The organism is uncultured Streptomyces sp. (assembly GCF_947488945.1).
Taxonomy (GTDB): Bacteria; Actinomycetota; Actinomycetes; order Streptomycetales; family Streptomycetaceae; genus Streptomyces.
This window is the reverse complement of the sequence record NZ_CANLBS010000001.1, coordinates 25114-46237: the sequence shown is the minus strand read 5'-3', so window position 1 is coordinate 46237 and position 21124 is coordinate 25114. Positions and strand designations below refer to the sequence as shown.

At 72.2% G+C, this 21124-nt stretch carries 22 protein-coding genes and 1 pseudogene; 12 read left to right on the top strand and 11 right to left on the bottom strand.

The annotated features are described in order from the left end of the window. The first annotated feature begins 31 nt into the window (after window positions 1-31). Window positions 32-1024 (top strand): adenosine deaminase, encoded by a 993-nt coding sequence (locus Q0994_RS00220; protein ID WP_299527322.1) that lies wholly within the window; start codon window positions 32-34, stop codon window positions 1022-1024. Here Q0994_RS00220 and Q0994_RS00215 read toward each other — a convergent pair. Then, window positions 988-2346 carry a sugar MFS transporter gene (locus tag Q0994_RS00215; RefSeq protein ID WP_299527321.1) on the bottom strand — a complete coding sequence of 453 codons (1359 nt, stop codon included), beginning with the start codon at window positions 2344-2346 and terminating at the stop codon, window positions 988-990. The two genes, Q0994_RS00220 and Q0994_RS00215, sit on opposite strands and share 37 nt — an antisense overlap. A 376-nt stretch (window positions 2347-2722) precedes the next feature. Here Q0994_RS00215 and Q0994_RS00210 point away from each other — a divergent pair, with 376 nt between their 5' ends. The 5 genes from Q0994_RS00210 to Q0994_RS00190 all read left to right on the top strand — a co-directional run bounded on the left by Q0994_RS00210 (window position 2723) and on the right by Q0994_RS00190 (window position 7212). Further along, complete coding sequence (locus tag Q0994_RS00210; RefSeq protein ID WP_299527319.1) at window positions 2723-3835, top strand: carbohydrate kinase family protein; 1113 nt, start codon at window positions 2723-2725, stop codon at window positions 3833-3835. A 205-nt stretch (window positions 3836-4040) separates the two neighbouring features. Next, window positions 4041-5072: a PhoH family protein gene (locus Q0994_RS00205; RefSeq protein ID WP_299527317.1), complete on the top strand. Its 1032-nt coding sequence runs from the start codon at window positions 4041-4043 to the stop codon at window positions 5070-5072. Between the two features lie 9 nt (window positions 5073-5081). Continuing rightward, window positions 5082-5579 carry an rRNA maturation RNase YbeY gene (ybeY, locus tag Q0994_RS00200; RefSeq protein WP_299527315.1) on the top strand — a complete coding sequence of 166 codons (498 nt, stop codon included), beginning with the start codon at window positions 5082-5084 and terminating at the stop codon, window positions 5577-5579. Beyond that, window positions 5576-6859 carry a hemolysin family protein gene (locus tag Q0994_RS00195; protein WP_299527313.1) on the top strand — a complete coding sequence of 428 codons (1284 nt, stop codon included), beginning with the start codon at window positions 5576-5578 and terminating at the stop codon, window positions 6857-6859. Before ybeY ends, Q0994_RS00195 begins: the two co-directional genes overlap by 4 nt. After that, window positions 6856-7212 (top strand): MmcQ/YjbR family DNA-binding protein, encoded by a 357-nt coding sequence (locus Q0994_RS00190; RefSeq protein ID WP_299527311.1) that lies wholly within the window; start codon window positions 6856-6858, stop codon window positions 7210-7212. Before Q0994_RS00195 ends, Q0994_RS00190 begins: the two co-directional genes overlap by 4 nt. Before the next feature lie 33 nt (window positions 7213-7245). Here Q0994_RS00190 and Q0994_RS00185 read toward each other — a convergent pair. Continuing rightward, window positions 7246-7371 (bottom strand): annotated as a pseudogene (locus tag Q0994_RS00185) (type II toxin-antitoxin system RelE/ParE family toxin); the annotation flags it as partial. 93 nt (window positions 7372-7464) lie between these two features. Here Q0994_RS00185 and Q0994_RS00180 point away from each other — a divergent pair. Continuing rightward, window positions 7465-7818 (top strand): cytidine deaminase, encoded by a 354-nt coding sequence (locus tag Q0994_RS00180; RefSeq protein WP_299527309.1) that lies wholly within the window; start codon window positions 7465-7467, stop codon window positions 7816-7818. 111 nt (window positions 7819-7929) lie between these two features. Here the strand turns inward: Q0994_RS00180 and Q0994_RS00175 are convergent, their stop codons facing one another. Further along, window positions 7930-8265 (bottom strand): YnfA family protein, encoded by a 336-nt coding sequence (locus Q0994_RS00175; protein WP_299527307.1) that lies wholly within the window; start codon window positions 8263-8265, stop codon window positions 7930-7932. A gap of 238 nt (window positions 8266-8503) precedes the next feature. On the opposite strand from Q0994_RS00175, the gene era reads away from it, so the two are divergent. Continuing rightward, entirely contained in the window at window positions 8504-9478 is a 975-nt protein-coding gene (era, locus tag Q0994_RS00170; RefSeq protein WP_299527305.1) for a GTPase Era, read from the top strand. A 202-nt stretch (window positions 9479-9680) separates the two neighbouring features. Here era and Q0994_RS00165 read toward each other — a convergent pair whose 3' ends face one another. Both Q0994_RS00165 and Q0994_RS00160 read right to left on the bottom strand, forming a co-directional pair. Next, window positions 9681-9944, bottom strand: coding sequence for a protealysin inhibitor emfourin (locus tag Q0994_RS00165; protein ID WP_299527303.1), 264 nt, complete (start codon window positions 9942-9944; stop codon window positions 9681-9683). A gap of 19 nt (window positions 9945-9963) precedes the next feature. Beyond that, the gene (locus tag Q0994_RS00160; protein ID WP_299527301.1) at window positions 9964-11040 is read right to left on the bottom strand and encodes a M4 family metallopeptidase; all 1077 of its coding nucleotides are present in this window, start codon (window positions 11038-11040) and stop codon (window positions 9964-9966) included. Window positions 11041-11333: 293 nt separating this feature from the next. Between Q0994_RS00160 and leuA the strand changes: the two genes are divergently transcribed. The 4 genes from leuA (at window position 11334) to Q0994_RS00140 (ending at window position 15714) form a co-directional block, all read left to right on the top strand. Beyond that, window positions 11334-13109, top strand: coding sequence for a 2-isopropylmalate synthase (leuA, locus tag Q0994_RS00155; protein ID WP_299527299.1), 1776 nt, complete (start codon window positions 11334-11336; stop codon window positions 13107-13109). A 225-nt stretch (window positions 13110-13334) separates the two neighbouring features. Continuing rightward, the gene (locus Q0994_RS00150) at window positions 13335-13997 is read left to right on the top strand and encodes a TerB family tellurite resistance protein (protein ID WP_299528105.1); all 663 of its coding nucleotides are present in this window, start codon (window positions 13335-13337) and stop codon (window positions 13995-13997) included. Window positions 13998-14055: 58 nt separating this feature from the next. Further along, on the top strand, window positions 14056-14805 hold the full coding sequence (gene recO / locus Q0994_RS00145; RefSeq protein WP_299527297.1) for a DNA repair protein RecO: 750 nt from the start codon (window positions 14056-14058) through the stop codon (window positions 14803-14805). Between the two features lie 57 nt (window positions 14806-14862). Then, window positions 14863-15714, top strand: coding sequence for an isoprenyl transferase (locus Q0994_RS00140; RefSeq protein WP_299527295.1), 852 nt, complete (start codon window positions 14863-14865; stop codon window positions 15712-15714). A 22-nt stretch (window positions 15715-15736) separates the two neighbouring features. Here Q0994_RS00140 and Q0994_RS00135 read toward each other — a convergent pair whose 3' ends face one another. From Q0994_RS00135 to Q0994_RS00110, 6 genes are all read right to left on the bottom strand, one after another. Beyond that, entirely contained in the window at window positions 15737-17002 is a 1266-nt protein-coding gene (locus Q0994_RS00135) for an MFS transporter (protein ID WP_363325523.1), read from the bottom strand. 81 nt (window positions 17003-17083) lie between these two features. Beyond that, complete coding sequence (locus tag Q0994_RS00130; RefSeq protein WP_299527293.1) at window positions 17084-17677, bottom strand: helix-turn-helix domain-containing protein; 594 nt, start codon at window positions 17675-17677, stop codon at window positions 17084-17086. Between the two features lie 230 nt (window positions 17678-17907). Then, window positions 17908-18342, bottom strand: coding sequence for a Fur family transcriptional regulator (locus tag Q0994_RS00125; RefSeq protein WP_299527291.1), 435 nt, complete (start codon window positions 18340-18342; stop codon window positions 17908-17910). Window positions 18343-18407: 65 nt separating this feature from the next. Continuing rightward, complete coding sequence (locus tag Q0994_RS00120) at window positions 18408-19304, bottom strand: metal ABC transporter permease (RefSeq protein ID WP_299527289.1); 897 nt, start codon at window positions 19302-19304, stop codon at window positions 18408-18410. After that, window positions 19304-20086: a metal ABC transporter ATP-binding protein gene (locus Q0994_RS00115; protein ID WP_299528104.1), complete on the bottom strand. Its 783-nt coding sequence runs from the start codon at window positions 20084-20086 to the stop codon at window positions 19304-19306. Before Q0994_RS00115 ends, Q0994_RS00120 begins: the two co-directional genes overlap by 1 nt. Window positions 20087-20127: 41 nt before the next feature. Continuing rightward, on the bottom strand, window positions 20128-21102 hold the full coding sequence (locus tag Q0994_RS00110) for a metal ABC transporter substrate-binding protein (protein ID WP_299527287.1): 975 nt from the start codon (window positions 21100-21102) through the stop codon (window positions 20128-20130). Window positions 21103-21124: the final 22 nt, after the last annotated feature.

The following is a 21124-nucleotide window of genomic DNA, read 5'->3' as shown; positions in this document are numbered from 1 at the left end:
CCCCAGCACCACCATTCGTGAGCGAGACGACGTGCACCTCCCCAAGGCAGAACTCCACCTCCACATCGAAGGCACCCTCGAACCCGAGCTGGCCTTCGAGCTCGCCGGCCGCAACGGGGTGACACTCCCGTACGCCGGCACCGACGAGCTGCGCACCGCGTACCTCTTCGAGGACCTGCAGAGCTTCCTGGACCTCTACTACGCGCTGATGGCCGTACTGCGGACCGAGGACGACTTCGCCGACCTCGCCGACGCCTACCTCACCCGCGCGGCGGCCCAGGGCGTCTGGCACGCGGAGATCTTCTTCGACCCGCAGGCCCACACCGCGCGGGGCGTGCCGATCGGCACCGTCGTCGAGGGACTCGGCCGGGCGCTGGACCGCAGCGAGGAGAAGCACGGCATCTCCACCCAGCTCATCATGTGCTTCCTGCGCGACCAGTCCGCCGAGTCGGCGATGGAGACGCTGGAGGCGGCCGGTCCGCACCTGCACCGCATCTCCGGCGTGGGCCTCGACTCCGCCGAGGTCGGCCACCCGCCCGCCAAGTTCCGCGAGGTGTACGAGGCCGCCGCCGCGCTCGGCCTGCGCAAGGTCGCCCACGCGGGCGAGGAGGGCCCCCCGGAGTACATCCGCGAAGCCCTGGACGTCCTCGGCGTCGAGCGGATCGACCACGGGCTGCGCTGCATGGAGGACCCGGAGCTGGTGGACCGGCTGGTCTCCGAGCGGATCCCGCTCACCCTCTGCCCGCTGTCCAACGTCCGGCTGCGCGCCATCGACGTCCTGGAGGAGCACCCGCTGCGGGCCATGATGGACGCGGGCCTGCTGTGCACGGTGAACTCCGACGACCCGGCCTACTTCGGCGGATACGTCGCAGACACCTTCCACGCGGTGCACGAGGCGCTCGGCCTGGACCGCGAGCACCTGCGCACCCTCGCCCGCAACTCCTTCGAGGCGGCCTTCCTCGACCACGACGAGGAGCGCCGGGCGCGCTACCTGGCCGAGGTCGAGGCGTACGCGTTCGACTGACCCGCCCCGCCGTCCGGACCGGCCGTCCGGAACGCGCTGCGCAGCGGACGACGGCGGCGCAGCGCGGGCACCGCGATCTCCGCGACGGCCTGTTCGGGCGAGCCCAGCTTGGGCACCGCACCGGGCAGGCCGCCGGTCGTCGCGGCCAGCAGCGCCGCCGGGGCGCCGCCGCGGCGGCGGACCGAACCGGGCACCAGCGGACGCCCACCGGTGTGCAGCGCCACCGCGGTGACGGGGACCGCCACCAGCAGCGTCGCCACCCCGAGGACCACGCCCATCGCCGGGAAGCCCGCACCCTCGGACAGCACACTGCCCAGCACCGGCCCGCAGGCCACCCCGACGGACGAGGCGGAACCCGCCAGCACCGCCCACCGGCCGCGCACGTCGAGGGAGGCGGCCAGCCCGATCAGGTACGACAGCACCACCGGGTAGACGGTGTTCCACAGGATCTCGCCGGTGGCGAAGGAGCCGAGGCCCCGTGCCGAGGAGCTGAGCACGATGGACGCCGCGATGACCGTGGTGCCGGCCCCGATGGGGAACGCGCGGCCGAGCCGGGCACCGAGCGCGCCGGCGCCCATGACCCCGAGCAGTCCCGCGCCGAGCGCGACGGCGAACACGGCTCCGACGGTGACCTCGGTCAGGCCCACCTGGCTGACGCCGATGCGGCTGCTGACACCCCACAGGGCGTTCTGCGCCATCGACCAGACGAGCATGCCGCCGGCCAGCACCAGTCCCGAACGCCGGTGCGGCAGCCGGCCGGCGACCGGTCCGGAGCTCTCCGCGGGAGCGGGGACGCCCAGCCGGGACGCGGCCGGCTGGACCAGCAGCGCCACCAGCGCGAGTGCGGCGAAGGGAAGCCGGTGGCCGCCGCCCAGGTGAGGGACGGTCAGGTACAGCGCGCCCGCGGTGGCGGAGACACTGAGCAGCCCGAGCGAGGAGGCGCGGTGCGGGTCGTGCTGGGCGGCGATGCCGGAGGCCGCCACCGCCGTCGCGGTGCCCGATCCGAACCCGCCCACGACCGCGCCGGCGATGACCAGCGGCACGGATGTGGTCAGCGCCGCGCACCCGTACCCGACGGTCGCCAGCAGCAGTCCCGCGCGGGCCGCCCGGCCCGGCCCGAACCGTTCGACCCGGCCGGCGAGGGTGAATCCGGCCGACGCGGAGCTCAGCAGCAGCGCACTGCCCACCAGCCCGGCTTCGGTGGAGTCGAGGCCCAGATGGGCGCTGAGGCGGCCGACGAGGGTGGGCAGCAGATAGGCGGCGAGGTAACCGGCGGTGAACACGGCGACCAGGGGCCACGCGGCGCGGGGGCGCGAGGACATGGGCGTTCCTGAAGACATGCCGAAGAAGGCAGGGAGGGGAGGAGCGGGAGGGGTGGTGCGGAGGGTGGAGCGCGGCGGGGCAGGGCGAATCGGTCCCGAGGAGACCTGAGGAAGGGGGAGATGTGCGACTCGTCGGCTTGATGCCCCACGGTGCTCGCGGGCCAATTTGTATCAAGCACGCACAGCCCGCCGAAAGCCAGACATGAGTGATCCGCGTCACATGTATGTTTATGCTGGAAGGGTCGGGGTAAAAGCGCATGTTTATGCAGGTCAGCCAGGTGGAAGTGCGGAAACGAAGAGTCCGCGGCGGAGCCCCCGCATCGTGCAGACTGGCCGGATCGGCACAGTTCGGACCAGCCAAGCCGGGGAGCGCACGGTGGACACGGACAACCCGGGGATCGACCCGCTCGGCGGGCTGCGGGCCCCTCAGGACCCCGCCTGCGACGTCTTCCTGACGGGCACGGTGTTCCTCGACATCATCTTCACCGGCCTGGACAGCGCACCGGTGCGCGGGACGGAGTCCTGGGCCCGGGGGATGGGCTCCAGTCCCGGCGGCGTCGCCAACATGGCGACCGCGCTCGCCCGGCTCGGGCTGCGCACCTCGCTGGCGGCCGCGTTCGGCGACGACCACTACGGCGAGTACTGCTGGGACGCCCTCGAACAGGGCGAGGGCATCGACCTCTCGATGTCCCACACCGTGCCCGGCTGGCACTCCCCGGTCACCGTCTCCATGGCGTACGAGGGCGAACGCACCATGGTCTCGCACGGCCACGAGGCCCCCGCCCCGGCCTCCGGGCCCGCCGCGGCGCCCGGAGTCGTCTTCCCGCGCTGCCCGCCCCGTGCCAGGGCCGCCGTTGCCTCGCTCGCGCCGGGCCGCCGCGAGCCGTGGGTGGCCGCCGCCGCCCGCCACGGTGCGCTGATCTTCGCCGACGTCGGCTGGGACGAGACCGGCCGCTGGGACCTCGACGCCCTCCCCGACCTGGAGCACTGCGCGGCCTTCCTCCCCAACGCCGAGGAGGCCATGCGCTACACCCGCCGCGACTGCCCCCGCGCCGCCGCCCACGCCCTGGCCGAACGGGTGCCGCTCGCCGTCGTCACCCTGGGCGCCGACGGGGCGTACGCGGTCGACGGGCGGACCGGGACCGCCGCCGAGGTGCCCGCCATCGACGTGGAGGCGCTCGACCCGACCGGGGCGGGCGACGTCTTCGTGGCCGGATTCGTCACCGGCACCCTGGCCGGCTGGCCGCTGGCCGACCGGCTCGCCTTCGCCGGGCTCACCGCCGCCCTGTCCGTGCAGGAGTTCGGCGGCTCGCTCTCCGCCCCCGGCTGGGCCGAGATCGCCGGATGGTGGCAGCGGGTGCGCACCTGCGCCGGCCAGGACCCGGCCGCTCTGGAGCGGTACGCCTTCCTGGAGCGGCTGCTGCCGTCCGCCGACCGCGCCTGGCCGCTGCGGCGGGCCGTGCCCACGATCGGCTTCCGCACGCCCTGAAGCACCCCCGGAGGCGCCCCTTGACGCGCCACCGGGGCACCCCGGAGCGCACCCCTGGGCGGCCCGCCCAGGGGCTCCGGGCGATGATGGGGCTCCGTAAAACACCTCGGCACTGTCGGCGCCGAGTCGTAGGCTGGGAGGCCAGAGGTTGTCGAGCAGCGAGAACCCTGCAACGGGAGGTATGCGCAGGCCCGAGGGCCGGCCCATGACTCAGACACCCACACACCAGCCGCAGGCCCGCGCCCACATCAGGATTCCGGCCGCTCACCCCATGGTGATGCTCCTCGGATCGGGCGACTCGCTGTTGCGCGTGATCGAGACGGCGTTCCCGGCCGCCGACATCCATGTCCGGGGCAATGAGATCAGCGCCACCGGCGACCCCGCCGACGTGGCCCTGATCCAGCGTTTGTTCGACGAGATGATGCTGGTGCTGCGCACCGGTCAGCCGATGACGGAGGATGCGGTGGAACGCTCGATCGCCATGCTCAGGGCCGGGGCGAGCGGCGAGGGGGAGCCCGGCGGCGAGACGCCCGCCGAAGTGCTGACGCAGAACATCCTCTCCAACCGCGGCCGCACGATCCGACCGAAGACGCTCAACCAGAAGCGGTACGTCGACGCGATCGACAAGCACACGATCGTCTTCGGCATCGGCCCCGCCGGTACCGGCAAGACGTACCTGGCGATGGCCAAGGCGGTCCAGGCGCTCCAGTCCAAGCAGGTCAGCCGGATCATCCTGACCCGGCCGGCCGTCGAGGCGGGGGAACGGCTCGGCTTCCTGCCCGGCACCCTCTTCGACAAGATCGACCCGTACCTGAGGCCGCTCTACGACGCCCTGCACGACATGCTCGACCCCGACTCGATCCCGCGCCTGATGGCGGCGGGCACCATCGAGGTCGCGCCGCTGGCCTACATGCGGGGCCGGACCCTCAATGACGCGTTCATCATCCTGGACGAGGCGCAGAACACCAGCGCCGAGCAGATGAAGATGTTCCTGACCCGCCTCGGCTTCGACTCGAAGATCGTCATCACCGGTGACGTCACCCAGGTCGACCTGCCGAGCGGTACCAAGAGCGGTCTGCGACAGGTCCAGGCCATCCTGGAGGACGTGGAGGACGTGCACTTCTCCCGGCTCACCTCCCAGGATGTCGTCCGGCACAAGCTCGTCGGCCGTATCGTCGACGCGTACGAGAAGTACGACCAGGCACAGGGCCGCGAAGGCCGCAACGGGAAGCAGTAGCGCCACACCATGTCGATCGACGTCAACAACGAGTCCGGAACCGAGGTCGACGAGCAGGCGATCCTCGACATCGCCCGCTACGCGCTCGCCCGGATGCGGATCCACCCGCTGTCCGAACTCTCGGTGATCGTCGTGGACGCCGACGCCATGGAGCAGCTCCACATCCAGTGGATGGACCTGCCGGGTCCGACCGATGTCATGTCCTTCCCGATGGACGAGCTCCGCCCGCCGGCCAAGGACGACGAGGAGCCCCCGCAGGGGCTCCTCGGGGACATCGTGCTCTGCCCCGAGGTCGCCAAGAAGCAGGGCGAAGAGGCCGGGACGCAGCACTCCATGGACGAGGAGCTCCAGCTCCTGACCGTCCACGGGGTGCTGCACCTGCTGGGCTACGACCACGAGGAACCGGACGAGAAGGCCGAGATGTTCGGCCTCCAGGCCGCCATCGTGGACGGCTGGCGCGGCGAGCGCGGGCTCACCGGGCCCTCTCCGGCCCCGACGGTCTCGTGAGCGTCCCACTCGTCACCGGCGCCGTCCTGCTGATCATGGTCGGCTGGCTCGCCGCGTGCGCCGAGACCGGCCTCGCCCGGATGTCCAGCTTCCGCGCCGCCGAGGCGGTCCGTGCCGGCCGTCGCGGCAGCGCCAAGCTGGAACAGGTCGCCGCCGACCCCACGCGCTACCTCAACGTCGCCCTGCTGGTGCGGGTCGCCTGCGAGATGTCGGCCGGCGTCCTCGTCACGTACGCCTGCGTCCAGGAGTTCCAGGAGACCTGGGAGGCGCTGGCCGTCGCGATGGGCGTCATGGTCCTCGTCAGCTACGTGGCCATCGGGGTCTCGCCGCGCACCATCGGCCGCCAGCACCCGCTGAACACCTCCACGGCCGCCGCCTACGTGCTGCTGCCGCTGGCCAGGATCATGGGTCCGATCCCGCAACTGCTGATCCTCCTCGGCAACGCGCTCACCCCCGGCAAGGGGTTCCGCAAGGGACCGTTCGCCAGCGAGGCCGAACTGCGCGCCATGGTCGACCTGGCCGAGGCGGAGTCGCTGATCGAGGACGACGAGCGCCGTATGGTGCACTCCGTCTTCGAGCTCGGCGACACCCTGGTCCGCGAGGTCATGGTGCCGCGCACCGACCTGGTCTGCATCGAGCGGTACAAGACGGTCCGTCAGGCGCTCACCCTCGCGCTGCGCTCCGGCTTCTCCCGCATCCCGGTGACCGGGGAGAGCGAGGACGACGTCGTCGGCATCGTGTATCTGAAGGACCTGGTCCGCAAGACCCACATCAACCGCGAGTCCGAGTCCGACCCGGTCTCCACGGCGATGCGGCCGGCCGCCTTCGTCCCGGACACCAAGAACGCGGACGATCTGCTGCGCGAGATGCAGCAGGACCGCACGCACGTCGCCGTCGTCATCGACGAGTACGGCGGCACCGCGGGCATCGTCACCATCGAGGACATCCTCGAAGAGATCGTCGGCGAGATCACCGACGAGTACGACCGTGAACTCCCGCCGGTCCAGGAGCTGGAGAACGGCTGCTACCGGGTCACCGCGCGGCTCGACATCGGCGACCTCGGGGAACTGTTCGGCTTCGACGAGTACGACGACGAGGACGTGGAGACCGTCGGCGGACTGCTCGCCAAGGCCCTCGGACGGGTCCCGATCGCCGGCGCCACCTCGGTGGTGGACCTGCCCGACGGACGCAAGCTGCGCCTCACCGCGGAGTCGCCGGCGGGCCGCAGGAACAAGATCGTGACGGTACTGGTCGAACCCGAGGGGGCGACAACCTCATGAGGGCCGACCGGCTGCGGGCCCTGTGCCTGGGCCTCAACGCGAGCGTCGAGGAGTTCCCCTTCGGGCCCGAGACCTCGGTCTTCAAGGTGCGGGGCAAGATGTTCGCCCTCACCGCCCTGGACGCCCGCCCGCTGACGGTCAACCTCAAGTGCGACCCGGACGACGCGGTACGGCTGCGCGCCGAGCACCCGGAGGTGATCGTTCCGGGCTGGCACATGAACAAGCGCCACTGGAACACCGTCACCGTCGGCTCCCTCCCCGCCCGGACGGTCCGGGAGCTGATCGAGGACAGCTACGACCTGGTGGTGGCCGGCCTCCCCAAGGCCGAACGGCTCCGGCTCGACCGTCCGTAGGGGGCGGGGGCGCCGGGTGGGACGCCACGCCCCGTACACGGTGGAGCGGTGTCCGGGGCGGATCACCCAGACGACCAGTTCGCCCTGATCCAGGGTGTGGACGACGCGATGATCGCCGATCCGCAGGCGGCGGCGATCGGGTGGGGACACCAAGGCCGACCCTTCCTCGTAGCGTGGTCGGACACGACGGTTGCGCCCCGCCGACGTCACCCCCGGCCCGCTCGGACGTCCGCCGCTTCGTATGCTCGGCGCATGACTGACTCCACCGACCTCGGCGCCGAGGACCGCAAGATCATCACGCTGGCGCGCAGCGCCCGTGCCCGCAACGGGGTGCCCGAGGGGGCCGCCGTGCGGGACGAGACGGGCCGCACCTACGTCGCCGGGACGGTCGCCCTGGAGTCGCTGAGGCTCAGCGCGCTGCAGACGGCGGTGGCGATGGCGGTGGCCAGCGGCGCGACCTCGCTGGAGGCCGCGGCGGTCGTCTCCGAGGCCGAGGCCCCGTCGGACGCGGACCGGGCGGCGGTGCGCGACCTCGGCGGCGCGGACACCCCGGTGTTCCTGGCCGGCCCGGACGGAACCCCGAAGGTCCGGGTCACGGCGGGCTGACGCGCCCCCTCGCGGGACGCTGAGCGGCAGGGGCGGCCGGGCTGTTCGTACAGGGGTGGGCCGGGCGGGTGCGCCCGCCCGTGCGGAGTCCGCCGCCGCGCGGGCCGTCGTTCAGTGGCCGCGGGGCGCGTACATGATCACGGCCATCCCGGCGAGGCAGATCAGCGCGCCGGCCACGTCGTAGCGGTCGGGGCGGTAGCCGTCGGCGACCATGCCCCAGGCGATCGAGCCGGCCACGAAGACCCCGCCGTACGCGGCGAGGATGCGGCCGAACTCGCCGTCGCTCTGGAGCGTCGCCACCGCCCCGTAGACGCCGAGGGCGACGACGCCCGCGCCGATCCAGATCCAGCCCCGGTGTTCGCGGATGCCCTGCCAGACCAGCCAGGCGCCCCCGATCTCGAACAGGGCGGCGAGGGCGAACAGGGCGGCGGAACGGGCTACGAGCACGGGGCCACGCTATCGGCAGCGACCGCGCGCCCGCCCCGCGCGTCCCGGCCCCGCGCGCCCCCCGCCCCGCCGAGGAGGCCGCGCCCGCCCCCGGACCCATGCGGCCCCCGGCCCCGCCGGGGGAGCCCGGACGGCCTCCGCCGCTCCGCCTGCGGACCGGGGTGTCCGGCTCCCGGTCCGCCCGTGGGAGGGCCCGGCCGGGCACGGGTGTACGCCGGGGCCGCCGGGATCGGGGACAATGGGCGCCATGAGCGCTCGTCCGAACCCCGAAACCGCCGCGCGGCAGGCCGATGACTCCGCCCCCCACCGGGCCGGTTTCGCCTGCTTCGTGGGCCGCCCCAACGCCGGTAAGTCCACCCTCACGAACGCTCTGGTCGGGCAGAAGGTGGCCATCACCTCCAACCGCCCGCAGACGACCCGGCACACCGTGCGCGGCATCGTCCACCGGCCGGACGCGCAGCTCATCCTGGTCGACACCCCCGGCCTCCACAAGCCGCGCACCCTGCTCGGGGAGCGCCTGAACGACGTGGTGCGCACGACCTGGGCCGAGGTGGACGTCATCGGCTTCTGCCTGCCCGCCGACCAGAAGCTCGGCCCCGGTGACAAGTTCATCATCAAGGAACTCGCCGGGATCAAGAAGACGCCGAAGATCGCCGTCATCACCAAGACCGACCTGGTGGACTCGAAGACGCTCGCCGAGCAACTGCTCGCGGTCGCGGCCCTCGGCCAGGAGCTGGGCTTCGAGTGGGCGGAGATCGTGCCGGTCTCCGCGGTCAAGGACGATCAGGTGGGCCTCCTCGCCGACCTGATCGCCCCGCTGCTCCCCGAGAGCCCGCCGCTCTACCCGGAGGGCGACCTCACCGACGAGCCCGAGATGGTCATGGTCGCCGAGCTGATCCGGGAGGCCGCCCTCGAAGGCGTCCGCGACGAGCTGCCGCACTCCATCGCGGTGGTCGTCGAGGAGATGCTGCCGCGGGAGAACCGGCCGGCCGACAAGCCGTTGCTCGACATCCACGCCAACGTCTACATCGAGCGCCCCAGCCAGAAGGGCATCATCATCGGCCCGAAGGGGCAGCGCCTGAAGGACGTGGGGACGAAGTCCCGCAAGCACATCGAGGCGCTGCTCGGCACCCCGGTCTTCCTCGACCTGCACGTGAAGGTCGCCAAGGACTGGCAGCGCGACCCCAAGCAGCTCCGGAAGCTCGGCTTCTAGGGCCCGCCGGGCCGACGGCCGGCCCTCCCGCCCGCACGGTAGGCCGGTCACCGCGCCCGGCCGCACGGTAGGTCCGGCCACCGCGCCCGGCCCACCTTCCCGCGCGCGGGTCCCAGCGCCCGCGTCCCGCTCCGCGTCCGGGTCCGCGCGCCCGGCCCGGCCTCGTCCGGTCCCGCACCCGGCCTTTCCCGTACGCCCGGTCTCACGCGCCTTCGCCGAGGACGCGTGAGACCAGCCGCCGCTGGGCCTCGGTCAGGTGCGGGTCGGCGCAGCGGAACGTCCGGTCGCCGACCGTGACGGCGTAGCTGAATCCGTCCGGCACCACCGGACGGGGGTTGCCCGCGTCGGCGAGCGCCGAACGGGCCAGCTCCTCCCACTCGGCGGCGTCCGCTCGCTCGGAGGTGTCGATCGCGCCCTGACGGGCGATGCCGGCGAAACCGCCGGTCCGGCTCACATGAATGCGCATGGCCTCCATCCTGGCCCGGTCAGCTCGTCGGCACGCCCACTTCCGACCATGCCTTGAGCACCGCCTCGCGTTCGTCGCCCTCGCCGAACCGGTCGCGGGCGGCCGAGACGGTGAGCCGGGCGAAGTCCGCGAAGTCGGCGGTGGCGGTGAGTTCGCCGCCGGTCAGCACGTCGAACCAGAGCTGGCCCGCCCGTTCCCAGGAGTTGCCCCCGAGCGCCGTGGCCAGCAGGTAGAACGCGCGGTTGGGGATGCCGGAGTTGAGGTGCACCCCGCCGTTGTCGTCGTCCGTCTCGATGTAGTCGTCCATCGACGCGGGCTGCGGGTCCTTGCCGAGCACGTCGTCGTCGTAGGCGGTGCCCGGGGCCTTCATGGAGCGCAGCGCCTCGCCGCTGACGCGGGGCGCGAGCAGCCCGGCGCCGATCAGCCAGTCGGCCTGTTCGGCGCTCTGGCCGAGGGAGTACTGCTTGACCAGCGAGCCGAAGACGTCCGAGACCGACTCGTTGAGCGCGCCGGACTGGCCCTCGTAGACGAGGTTGGCGGTGTGCTGGGTCAGGCCGTGGGCCAGCTCGTGGGCGATGACGTCCACCGCGACCGTGAAGTCGAGGAAGATCTCGCCGTCCCCGTCGCCGAAGACCATCTGCTCGCCGTCGAAGAAGGCGTTGTTGTACTTCTCGTCGTAGTGCACGGAGCCGATCAGCGGCATGCCCTTGCCGTCGATCGAACTGCGGCCGTACGCCTGGAGCAGCAGCTCGAAGGTGGCGCCGAGGCCGGCGTAGGCGCGGTTGACGCTGGCGTCGCCGGTGGCGTCCTCGCCCTCGTCGCGGACCTCGCGGCCCGGCAGGGCGGTGCCGTTGCGGCAGTCGTACAGGGTGCGGTGGGGCTTGGTGGGGACGGCGCCCGCGGTGGCCGGGACGACCGGGGGCGCTTCGAGCGTGGCCGCTCTGCGCCGGGTGCGGCGCAGACCGTCCGCGGCGAGCGTGCGGCGGGCCGGTCCGGCGAGGACCGGATCGTCGGACCGCGCCAGCCGGTCGAGGAGGTGGGGCGGGACGATGGTGCAGAAGACGGGGTGGAGTCCACCGTCGGTTCGGGGCGACATACACATGACTGTGGCACTGCGTGCGCGCGAAGTCACTGGTTGCAATGACAATGCACGACTTAGAGTGACGCGTCACGTTTACACCTCCCGAAAGAGTGGTCCCGCATACTGATACCGACCGGCGTCCTGCGCACCTCTCGGTTACTCTCGTCGCATCATGCGTTTCGGGCTGCTTCTCCTTAGCTGCCGCGGCGAGGGTCTGTAGTCGTAGGCCGACCCCCTCCCCGCGGAGTCTGGTGCTGCAGCGACACAGTCGGCCGTCCCATTGCTGGACCCCCGAGGAGCCCTACGCCATGACCACCGTGAACCCTTCCGGTAACGCCGTCGGCCGTCCCACCCCGATCGCCGGCGCGGTCAACCACCAGAAGCCGTCCGGCATGCCGATCCACAAGTACGGCCGCTACGAGGCCGTGGATCTGCCCGACCGCACCTGGCCCGAGAAGCGCATCACGGTCGCCCCCCGCTGGCTCTCCACGGACCTGCGCGACGGCAACCAGGCCCTGATCGACCCGATGTCCCCGGCCCGCAAGCGCGAGATGTTCGACCTGCTGGTGCGCATGGGCTACAAGGAGATCGAAGTCGGCTTCCCGTCCTCCGGCGAGACCGACTTCGCGTTCGTGCGCTCCATCATCGAAGAGGGCGCGATCCCCGAGGATGTGACGATCTCCGTCCTGACGCAGGCCCGCGAGGACCTGATCGAGCGGACCGTGGAGTCGCTGGTCGGCGCCCACCGCGCGACCGTCCACCTGTACAACGCCACCGCCCCCACCTTCCGCCGTGTGGTCTTCCGCGGGACGAAGGAGGACGTCAAGCAGATCGCGGTCGACGGCACCCGGCTGGTGATGGAGTACGCGGAGAAGATCCTGGGCCCCGAGACGATCTTCGGTTACCAGTACAGCCCCGAGATCTTCACCGACACCGAGCTGGACTTCGCCCTGGAGGTCTGCGAGGCGGTCTGTGACGTGTGGCAGCCGGAGGAGGGGCGCGAGATCATCCTCAACCTGCCTGCCACCGTGGAGCGTTCGGCGCCGTCCACCTACGCCGACCGGTTCGAGTGGATGGCGCGCCACCTGAGCCGCCGCGCGTACGTCTCGCTGTCGGCGCACCCGCACAACGACCGGGGCACCGCCGTCGCCGCTGCCGAACTGGCCGTGATGGCCGGCGCGGACCGCGTCGAGGGCTGCCTGTTCGGCCAGGGGGAGCGCACCGGCAACGTCGACCTGGTGACGCTGGGCATGAACCTGTTCTCCCAGGGCGTCGACCCGCAGATCGACTTCTCGCAGATCGACGAGATCCGGCGCACCAGCGAGTACTGCAACCAGATGGAGGTCCACCCGCGCCACCCCTACGCGGGCGACCTGGTCTACACCGCCTTCTCCGGCTCCCACCAGGACGCCATCAAGAAGGGGTTCGACGCGATGGAGGCCGACGCCGCCGCCCGCGGCAAGACGGTCGACGACATCGAGTGGGCGGTCCCGTACCTGCCGATCGACCCGAAGGACGTCGGCCGCTCCTACGAGGCCGTGATCCGCGTCAACTCGCAGTCCGGCAAGGGCGGCATCGCGTACGTCCTGAAGAACGACCACAAGCTGGACCTGCCGCGCCGGATGCAGATCGAGTTCTCCCGGATCATCCAGACCAAGACCGACGCCGAGGGCGGAGAGGTCACTCCCGGCCAGATCTGGTCGACCTTCCAGGACGAGTATCTGCCGAACCCGGAGAACGCCTGGGGCCGGGTGCAGATCCGTTCCGGGCAGACCACGACGGACACCGACGGCCGCGACACCCTGACGGTGCAGGCCACGGTGGACGGCGAGGACACCGTGCTGACCGGCTCCGGCAACGGCCCGATCTCCGCCTTCTTCGACGCCCTGCAGGCCATCGGCATCGACGCCCGCCTGCTGGACTACACCGAGCACACCATGAGCGAGGGCGCCAGCGCCGTCGCCGCCTCGTACATCGAGTGTGCGATCGACGGCAAGGTCCTGTGGGGCATCGGCATCGACGCCAACACCACCCGGGCCTCGCTGAAGGCGGTCGTCTCCGCCGTCAACCGCGCGAGCCGCTGACCCCCGCACGGGGACGAAGCCTCCCAAGTCCGGCTCGACGGACCCCGTCCATCCCGTCACGGGTGGGCGGGGTCCAGCCATATCCGGGTGTTGTGACGCTCCAAGTGCTGACGCCGCCTCACCCCTGTGGCTAACATCACGTCCAGCACACGGCAATGTTGCCGGAGCGTTACGGAGGTGTGCGACGTGCGGTCGACCGGAGGACAACGCGCCCCGAAGCCGGGGATGTACGGCATCCGTACCGCGTGGGACGTCGTCGGCGACGGGGAGTTCTTCTGCCCCGGCTGCGGCGGCGACCGCAACTACCGCAGGCTGGCGGGGCGCAGGAGGTTCGCCGTGCTCGGGGTGCCGCTGCTGCGGCGCGGGCCCGCCGCGCCCGTCGTCGCCTGCGCCGCCTGCCACGAGCACTTCCCGACCGAGGTGCTGGACCACCCGACGACCGTCCGCTTCTCCGCGATGCTGCGGGAGGCCGTGCACACCGTCGCACTGGCCGTCCTCGCCGCCGGCGGCACCCCGCGCCCCGCCCTGGAGGCCGCCGCCGCCACCGTGCGGGAGGCCGGACTGAACGACTGCACCGAGGACCAGCTCCACACCATCGTCGAGGTGCTCACCGCCGATCTCGGTCCCGACGCCCACGCCGGCCCGGCCGCCGAGGCCTGCGGCGCGGCCCTCGCCATCGAACTGCACGAGGTGCTCACCCCGCTCGCCCGGCACCTCGCGCCGGCCGGCCGCGAGTCCGTCCTCGTGCAGGGGGCCCGGATCGCGCTGGCCGACGGCCCGTACACCACCGCGGAGAGGGAGGTGCTGAGCACGGTCGGACGCGCCCTGGCCATCTGCCCGCAGGACATCGCCCGGCTGCTCACCGCCGCCGCCCGCACCCCGTCCTGACCCCCGTCCCGGCCCCGGCCCCGCCGGGCCGCGGGGACGGGTGCGCGACAATGGACGCATGAGCTTGTTCCGGGACGACGGCGTCGTGCTGCGTACGCAGAAACTGGGCGAGGCCGACCGGATCATCACGATCCTGACCCGCGGCCACGGGCGGGTGCGCGCCGTCGCGCGCGGGGTGCGCCGGACCAAGTCGAAGTTCGGCGCCCGGCTCGAACCCTTCTCCCACGTGGACGTGCAGTTCTTCGCCCGCGGCAGCGAGCTGGTCGGCCGCGGGCTGCCGCTGTGCACCCAGAGCGAGACGATCGCCCCCTACGGCGGCGGCATCGTCACCGACTACGCCCGCTACACGGCCGGCACCGCGATGCTGGAGACCGCCGAGCGGTTCACCGACCACGAGGGCGAACCGGCGGTCCAGCAGTACCTCCTCCTCGTCGGCGGCCTGCGCACCCTGGCACGCGGCGAGCACGCGCCCCACCTCATCCTCGACGCGTTCCTGCTGCGGTCCCTCGCGGTCAACGGCTACGCACCGAGCTTCGAGGACTGCGCGAAGTGCGGAATGCCCGGACCGAACCGATTCTTCTCCGTCGGAGCGGGCGGTGTCGTCTGCGGTGACTGCCGGGTCCCCGGGAGCGTCGTACCCTCGGCGGAGGCCCTGGTCCTGCTGAGCGCGCTGCTCAGCGGAGACTGGGAGACGGCGGACGCGTGCGAGCCGCGTCACGCCAGGGAGGGGAGCGGACTGGTCTCTGCCTACCTGCACTGGCATCTGGAGCGCGGCCTGCGCTCGCTGCGGTACGTGGAGAAGCAGTGACGCGGTCCGCGCAGCAGCGGACGGGCCGCACGGTGACACAGGGAGACGAAGAAGCTCATGGCAGTACGCGGGATCCTCGGCGGCCGTAACCGGCGCACGTACAAGACGCCCGAGCCGCACCCGTCCGGGGCCACGCCTCCGAAGATCCAGGGCGAGCTGGTGCCGAAGCACGTGGCGGTCGTGATGGACGGCAACGGCCGGTGGGCGAAGGAGCGCGGCCTGCCGCGCACCGAGGGACACAAGGTCGGCGAGGGCGTCGTCATGGACGTGCTCAAGGGCTGCATCGAGATGGGCGTCAAGAACCTCTCGCTGTACGCCTTCTCCACCGAGAACTGGAAGCGGTCCCCGGAGGAGGTGAAGTTCCTGATGAACTTCAACCGGGACGTCATCCGCCGCCGCCGGGACGAGATGGACGAACTGGGCATCCGCATCCGCTGGGTGGGCCGCATGCCGAAGCTGTGGAAGTCCGTGGTCCAGGAACTCCAGGTCGCCCAGGAGCAGACCAAGGACAACGACAGGATGACGCTGTACTTCTGCGTCAACTACGGCGGCAGGGCCGAGATCGCCGACGCCGCCCAGCGGATCGCCGAGGACGTCGCGGCGGGCCGGCTGGACCCGGCGAAGGTCAACGAGAAGACCTTCGCCAAGTACACCTACTACCCGGACATGCCGGACGTGGACCTCTTCGTGCGCCCCAGCGGCGAGCAGCGCACCTCCAACTACCTGATCTGGCAGAGCGCGTACGCCGAGATGGTCTTCCAGGACGTGCTGTGGCCCGACTTCGACCGCCGCGACCTGTGGCGCGCCTGCCTGGAGTTCGCCCGGCGCGACCGCCGGTTCGGGGGAGCGGTGGAAGCACCCGCACCGAAGGCCGGGCCGGGCGCGCAGGCCACCGAACCGTCCGCCTGATCCGACCGGGCCACGGGGCCGGTCAGGTCCGCCGCGAGGCGGGCCCGGCCGGCCCTTCGCCGTCTTCCCGGTGCGGGAGCGACACCCGGACCGTGCCGGAAGCCGCCTGCGGCACGGGCAGTTCGGCGCGACGCACCGACCGGGAACACAGTCCGACGACGGACCCGAGCGCCACGACCGCCGCACTGGCGAGGAAGACCGGCCGCGTACCCCAGAGGGCGACGGCGGCACCGGTCACGGGGTAGGTCAGCGGCGCGAGCCCCAGGGAGAACAGGCCGGCCACCGCGGTCACCCGGCCCAGGTAGGCGGGCGCGGCGGTGGTCTGCAGCAGGGCGGCCGACAACGCTCCGCCGAGCCCCGCCGTCAGTCCGACGGTCGCGCCGACGACGACGGCGGCGGGCAGTGAGGGCGCGAGGGCCAGCGCCGCGATCGCCGCGGCGCCGAGGACGAGACAGACCTGCTGGACGAGTCCGGCACGGGGGAGGCGGCCGCGTACGGCCAGCAGGAAGGAGGCCGCGACCGCCCCGGCGCCGAAGCCGCCGACGATCCAGCCGAGCCCGGAGGCGCCCCAGCCGCGTTCGTCCGCCAGCAGGGCGAGCCCGATGTTCAGCGGCCCCGCGAAACCCAGCTCCCCGATCGCGAGGACGAGCATCAGCGGGCCGAGTACCCGGTCGCGGCGGATGTGGCGCAGGCCGTCGGCCAGGTCGCGCCGGGCTGTGCCGTTCCGGCCGGAGGCGGGCGGCCCGTCCGCCGGGAGGGGTGCGACGCGTACGGCGATCAGCAGCGGCAGCGACAGGGCGAACAGCGCCCCGGCGACGGCGAAGGCGCAGGCCGGTCCTCCGAGCGCCATGGCGAGTCCGCCGAGCGGTGAACCGCCGATGGTGGCGGCCCGTGAGGCGAGTCCGCGCAAGCCCTGGACGCGTGCCAACTGGTCCGGGCCGGTGATGCGCGGCGGCAGCGCCCCGACGGCCGGCAGGAACAGGGCGTCCACCGTGCCGAACACCAGCCCCACCGCCACCAGCAGCCACACGCCAGGCGTCGACACGGCCAGCACGCCCGCGACGGCCGACATGACCAGGCACCGGGACAGATCGCTGCCGATCACCACCCGCCGGGGCCCGAACCGGTCCGCCACCACCCCGCCGCCCAGCATGAGCACCGCCCTCGGAACCGCCGCGACGCCCAGCACCAGCCCGGCCTGTGCAGGGCTTCCGGACCGGGTCGCCGCCCAGGAGAGCGCGAGGAAGTAGACGTTGTCGCCGAGCAGCGAGCAGCCGAGGGCGCCCAGTCAGCGCAGCACGTTGGTGTCCCGGTGGGCCGGTAATGAGCGCCGGGGCACGGACGTCGCGGTCGTGGTCATGGGGTCCTCTCAGGGCCGGAACGGGAATCCGTACAGGTGCAGTGCGACGTGCTCGCGGCCCTCCGTCTCCCCGGCCCCCTCGGCGCTCCGGCCGCGCTCCTCCCAGCGCCGGACGAGCGCGTGCATCTCCTCTCCCAGTTCGGCGAGTTCGGCGGCCGTGAGCCTCGGCAGGAACTCGGAGCTGAAGGCGGAGTCGGTCCACTCCTTCGGCCAGGCGGCCTGCTGGTCGAGGTAGACGCCGTACCGCTCGGCACGGTTGGCGAGCAGGTGGCGGGTCACCTGTCCGACCACCGCGGCGCCCTCGGGATCTCCGGCGAAGTCCGAACCGCGGAAGCTCCAGCCGCGTTCCGACGCGGGCTTCCACCACCGCTCCCGCCCGTCGGTGCTCCGTTCCGGCGCCTCGACGATGAAGCCGTGCGCCGCCATCTTGCGCAGGTGGTAACTGACGAGCGACACCGCCTCGTCCACCCGTTCCGCCAGGTGGGACGCGGTCGCGGCACGTGCCGTGTACAGCTCCCGGTACAGCGCGATGCGCAGGGGGTGGGTGAAGACCTTCAGCGCGTCGAGGTCGGTGATGCTCGGCGTCGTCGGTTCCTTGGCCATGACGGAAGAGTAGAAAGGAAAGAGAAGTTGCGCAATAAGGTTTGTGCAACTTTCCCTGCGCGATGCGAGGGGTGCGTCGGTGTGCCGCCGCCCCGCGCCCCCGCAGCCTCGATGGCCCTCGCCCGTCGGCCGGCAGCCCCCGCGGCGCCGCCGGACACGCCTCCGCGCCCGGTCCCCTCGGGGGCCGGGCGCGGAGGGCGGTGCGGAGGGGAGCGGCGGGTGCCGCGGGGTCACTTCCCGGAGCCGGCGCACTCCGCGCAGGTGCCGAAGATCTCCACGGTGTGGGCGACGTTCACGTAGCCGTGCTGGGCGGCGATGGTCTCGGCCCACTGCTCGACCATGGGGCCCTCGACCTCGACGGCCTTGCCGCAGATCCGGCAGACCAGGTGGTGATGGTGGTCACCCGTCGAGCAGCGCCGGTAGACGGACTCGCCGTCGGTGGTGCGCAGGACGTCCACCTCGCCCGCGTCGGCCAGGGTCTGCAGGGTGCGGTAGACGGTGGTCAGCCCGACCGAGTCCCCCCGGTGCTTCAGCACGTCGTGCAGTTCCTGCGCGCTGCGGAACTCGTCGACCTCGTCGAGCGCCGCAGCGACCGCCGCCCGCTGCCGGGTGGACCGGCCGCGTACCGGGGCTGCGTTCGTGCCACTGATCGGCGCCGTCGCCACAGCTGCCTCCTCGTGTCGCCCGTACATGTGTCGGGCCATTGTGCCAGCCCTGGCGAGGGGTGCGGTCATACCTGGACGTCGTCCCCCGCGCGGCGACCGGCCGGTACCTCCAGGGTGCACTCCTTCGGGTCCGCCGGGGCGGCCGCGCGGGCGCGCCTCGCCGCCAGCGGCTTGGCCAGCGCCGTCAGCACGACGAACGCGGCGATGGCCAGCAGCACGATCGTCGCGCCGGGCGGGACGTCCTGGTAGTAGGAGGTGACGGTGCCGGCCAGGGTCACGGCGGTGCCGATCACCACGGACAGCACGAACGTCAGCCGGAAGGACTTCGAGATCTGCTGGGCCGCCGCCACCGGGACCACCATCAGGGCGCTGACGAGCAGCAGCCCGACCACGCGCATCGCGACGGTGACGGTCACCGCGGCGGTCACCGCGACCAGGAGGTTGAGCAGGCGCACCGGCAGTCCGGTGACCCGGGCGAACTCCTCGTCCTGGCTGACCGCGAACAACTGCCGCCGCAGCCCCACGGTCACCAGCACCACGAACGCGGCGAGCAGCGTGATCGCGAGCACGTCCTCGTCGGAGACCGTCGACAGCGAGCCGAAGAGGTAGGAGGTCAGGTTGGCGTTGGAGCCGGTGTCCGAGATGTTGATCAGCATCACCCCGCCGGCCATGCCGCCGTAGAAGAGCATGGCCAGCGCGATGTCGCCGCGGGTGTGCCCGTACCAGCGGATCAGTTCCATCACCACGGCGCCGGCCACGGCCACCGCGGTCGCCATCCAGACCGGGCTGGTGGAGAGCAGGAAGCCGAGCCCCACACCGGTCATGGCGATGTGCCCGATGCCGTCGCCCATCAGGGCCTGGCGGCGCTGGACCAGGTAGATGCCGATGGCGGGGGCGGTGATGCCGACCAGTACGGCGGCGATCAGCGCCCGCTGCATGAACGGCGGAGTGAGGAATTCCATCAGGTCAGCAGTCCCGTTCGGGCGGGCTCGGAAGCCGCGTGGGGGTGTACGTGGTCGTGGCCGGGCAGCGCGTGCTGTCCGAGTGCCTCCGGGGGCGGCCCGTCGTGCGTCACGCAGCCGTCGCGGAGCACCACGGCCCGGTCGATCAGGGGCTCCAGCGGGCCGAGTTCGTGCAGGACGAGCAGGACGGAGGCGCCCGCCGCGACCTGCTCGCGCAGGGTGGCGGCGAGGATCTCCTGGCTGGCCAGGTCCACCCCGGCCATCGGCTCGTCCATGATCAGCAGCTCCGGCCCGGCCGCCAGGGCGCGGGCGATCAGCACCCGCTGGTGCTGGCCGCCGGAGAGGGCGCCCACCGAGTCGCCGGCCCGGTCGGCGAGGCCGACCAGGGCGATGGCGCGGTCGACGGCCTCCCGGTCGGCCTTGCGCGGCAGCCGCAGCCCGGTCCGGGAGAGCCGTCCCGAGGAGACCACTTCGCGGATGGTGGCGGGCACGCCGGAGGCCGCGGTGGTGCGCTGGGGGACGTAGCCGACCCGGGCCCACTGCCGGAAGCGGCGCAGTGGGGTGCCGAAGAGCTCGACGGTTCCGCCGGTCAGCGGCACCTGGCCGACGACGGCCCGCACGGCGGTCGACTTGCCCGAACCGTTGGCGCCGAGCAGGGCGACGACCTCGCCGCGGCGGACCGTGAGGTCGATGCCGCGCAGCACCGGGCGGGAGCCGAGGACGGCGGTGGCCCGGCGCAGCTCGATCACGGTGTCGGCGGTGGTGTCGGCGGTCTGCGGCATGAGCGCCTCCTGGTCGGCGGACGGTGTCCGGGGTGCCTCGGTCACTTCGCGCCGAGCGCCTTCTGCAGCGCGGCGAGGTTGGCTTCCATGACCTCGACGTAGTCAGCGCCGGGGGACTTGTCGGTGATTCCCTCCAGCGGGTCCAGGACGCCCGTCTTCAGGCCGGTGTCCTTCGCGAGGGTCTTGGCGGTCTTGTCGCTGGCGAGGGTTTCGAAGAAGACGGTGGTGGCGCCCTCCTCCTCGGCGATGTGGTGCAGGTCCTTGATCCGTGCGGGGCTCGGCTCGGACTCGGGGTCGACCCCGGCGATGCCCTCCTGGGTGAGTCCGTAGCGCTCGGCGAGGTAACCGAAGGCGGAGTGCGTGGTGAGGAACGTCCTGGTGTCGGTGTTCTTCAGTCCGCTCTCGAACGCCTTGTCGAGGGTGTTCAGCTTCGCGACCAGCGCGTCGGTGTTCTCGCGGTAGTCGGCGGCGTGGTCGGGGTCGGCCTTCTCCAGCGAGGCTCCGACGCCTTCGGCGACCTCGGCGTACTTCACCGGGTCCAGCCAGACGTGCGGGTCGAGACCGGCTTCCCCGGAGTCTTCGCCGGCGTGGCCGTGGGCGTCCTCGCCCTCCGCGTGGTCGTGGCCGACCTCGGCACCGTGCTCCTCCAGCGTGGTCAGCGTCGCCGCGTCCACGGTGTTCTTCACGCCCGCCTGCGCGATGGCGTCGTCCACGGCGGGCTGGATGCCCTTGAGGTAGAGGAGGTAGTCGGCGTCGGAGAGGCCGCCTATCTGCTTCGGGCTGAGTTCCAGGTCGTGCGGTTCGACGCCCGGCTTGGTGAGGCTCGTCACCGAGACGTGCGTCCCGCCTATCTCCTCGGCGAGGAACTGCATCGGGTAGAAGGACGCCACCACGTTCAGCTTGCCGTCGCTCCCCCCGTCCGCGGCGTCGGAGGAGGAGCATGCGGAGAGGGCGGTCATGCCGAGGGCGACGGCCCCCGCGACGGCGGCGGTGGGTATGAGGCGGCGTACGTTCATGAGAGTCATTTTCAACAAAAAT

What these genes read in the sequence shown, in the direction of transcription:
- Q0994_RS00215 (WP_299527321.1), bottom strand. Translation starts at nt 2,346, where the DNA reads ATGTCCTCGCGCCCCCGCGCCGCGTGGCCCCTGGTCGCCGTGTTCACC.
- Q0994_RS00205 (WP_299527317.1), top strand. Translation starts at nt 4,041, where the DNA reads ATGACTCAGACACCCACACACCAGCCGCAGGCCCGCGCCCACATCAGG.
- ybeY (WP_299527315.1), top strand. Translation starts at nt 5,082, where the DNA reads ATGTCGATCGACGTCAACAACGAGTCCGGAACCGAGGTCGACGAGCAG.
- Q0994_RS00190 (WP_299527311.1), top strand. Translation starts at nt 6,856, where the DNA reads ATGAGGGCCGACCGGCTGCGGGCCCTGTGCCTGGGCCTCAACGCGAGC.
- Q0994_RS00180 (WP_299527309.1), top strand. Translation starts at nt 7,465, where the DNA reads ATGACTGACTCCACCGACCTCGGCGCCGAGGACCGCAAGATCATCACG.
- era (WP_299527305.1), top strand. Translation starts at nt 8,504, where the DNA reads ATGGGCGCCATGAGCGCTCGTCCGAACCCCGAAACCGCCGCGCGGCAG.
- Q0994_RS00165 (WP_299527303.1), bottom strand. Translation starts at nt 9,944, where the DNA reads ATGCGCATTCATGTGAGCCGGACCGGCGGTTTCGCCGGCATCGCCCGT.
- Q0994_RS00160 (WP_299527301.1), bottom strand. Translation starts at nt 11,040, where the DNA reads ATGTCGCCCCGAACCGACGGTGGACTCCACCCCGTCTTCTGCACCATC.
- leuA (WP_299527299.1), top strand. Translation starts at nt 11,334, where the DNA reads ATGACCACCGTGAACCCTTCCGGTAACGCCGTCGGCCGTCCCACCCCG.
- Q0994_RS00150 (WP_299528105.1), top strand. Translation starts at nt 13,335, where the DNA reads ATGTACGGCATCCGTACCGCGTGGGACGTCGTCGGCGACGGGGAGTTC.
- recO (WP_299527297.1), top strand. Translation starts at nt 14,056, where the DNA reads ATGAGCTTGTTCCGGGACGACGGCGTCGTGCTGCGTACGCAGAAACTG.
- Q0994_RS00140 (WP_299527295.1), top strand. Translation starts at nt 14,863, where the DNA reads ATGGCAGTACGCGGGATCCTCGGCGGCCGTAACCGGCGCACGTACAAG.
- Q0994_RS00130 (WP_299527293.1), bottom strand. Translation starts at nt 17,677, where the DNA reads ATGGCCAAGGAACCGACGACGCCGAGCATCACCGACCTCGACGCGCTG.
- Q0994_RS00120 (WP_299527289.1), bottom strand. Translation starts at nt 19,304, where the DNA reads ATGGAATTCCTCACTCCGCCGTTCATGCAGCGGGCGCTGATCGCCGCC.
- Q0994_RS00115 (WP_299528104.1), bottom strand. Translation starts at nt 20,086, where the DNA reads ATGCCGCAGACCGCCGACACCACCGCCGACACCGTGATCGAGCTGCGC.
- Q0994_RS00110 (WP_299527287.1), bottom strand. Translation starts at nt 21,102, where the DNA reads ATGAACGTACGCCGCCTCATACCCACCGCCGCCGTCGCGGGGGCCGTC.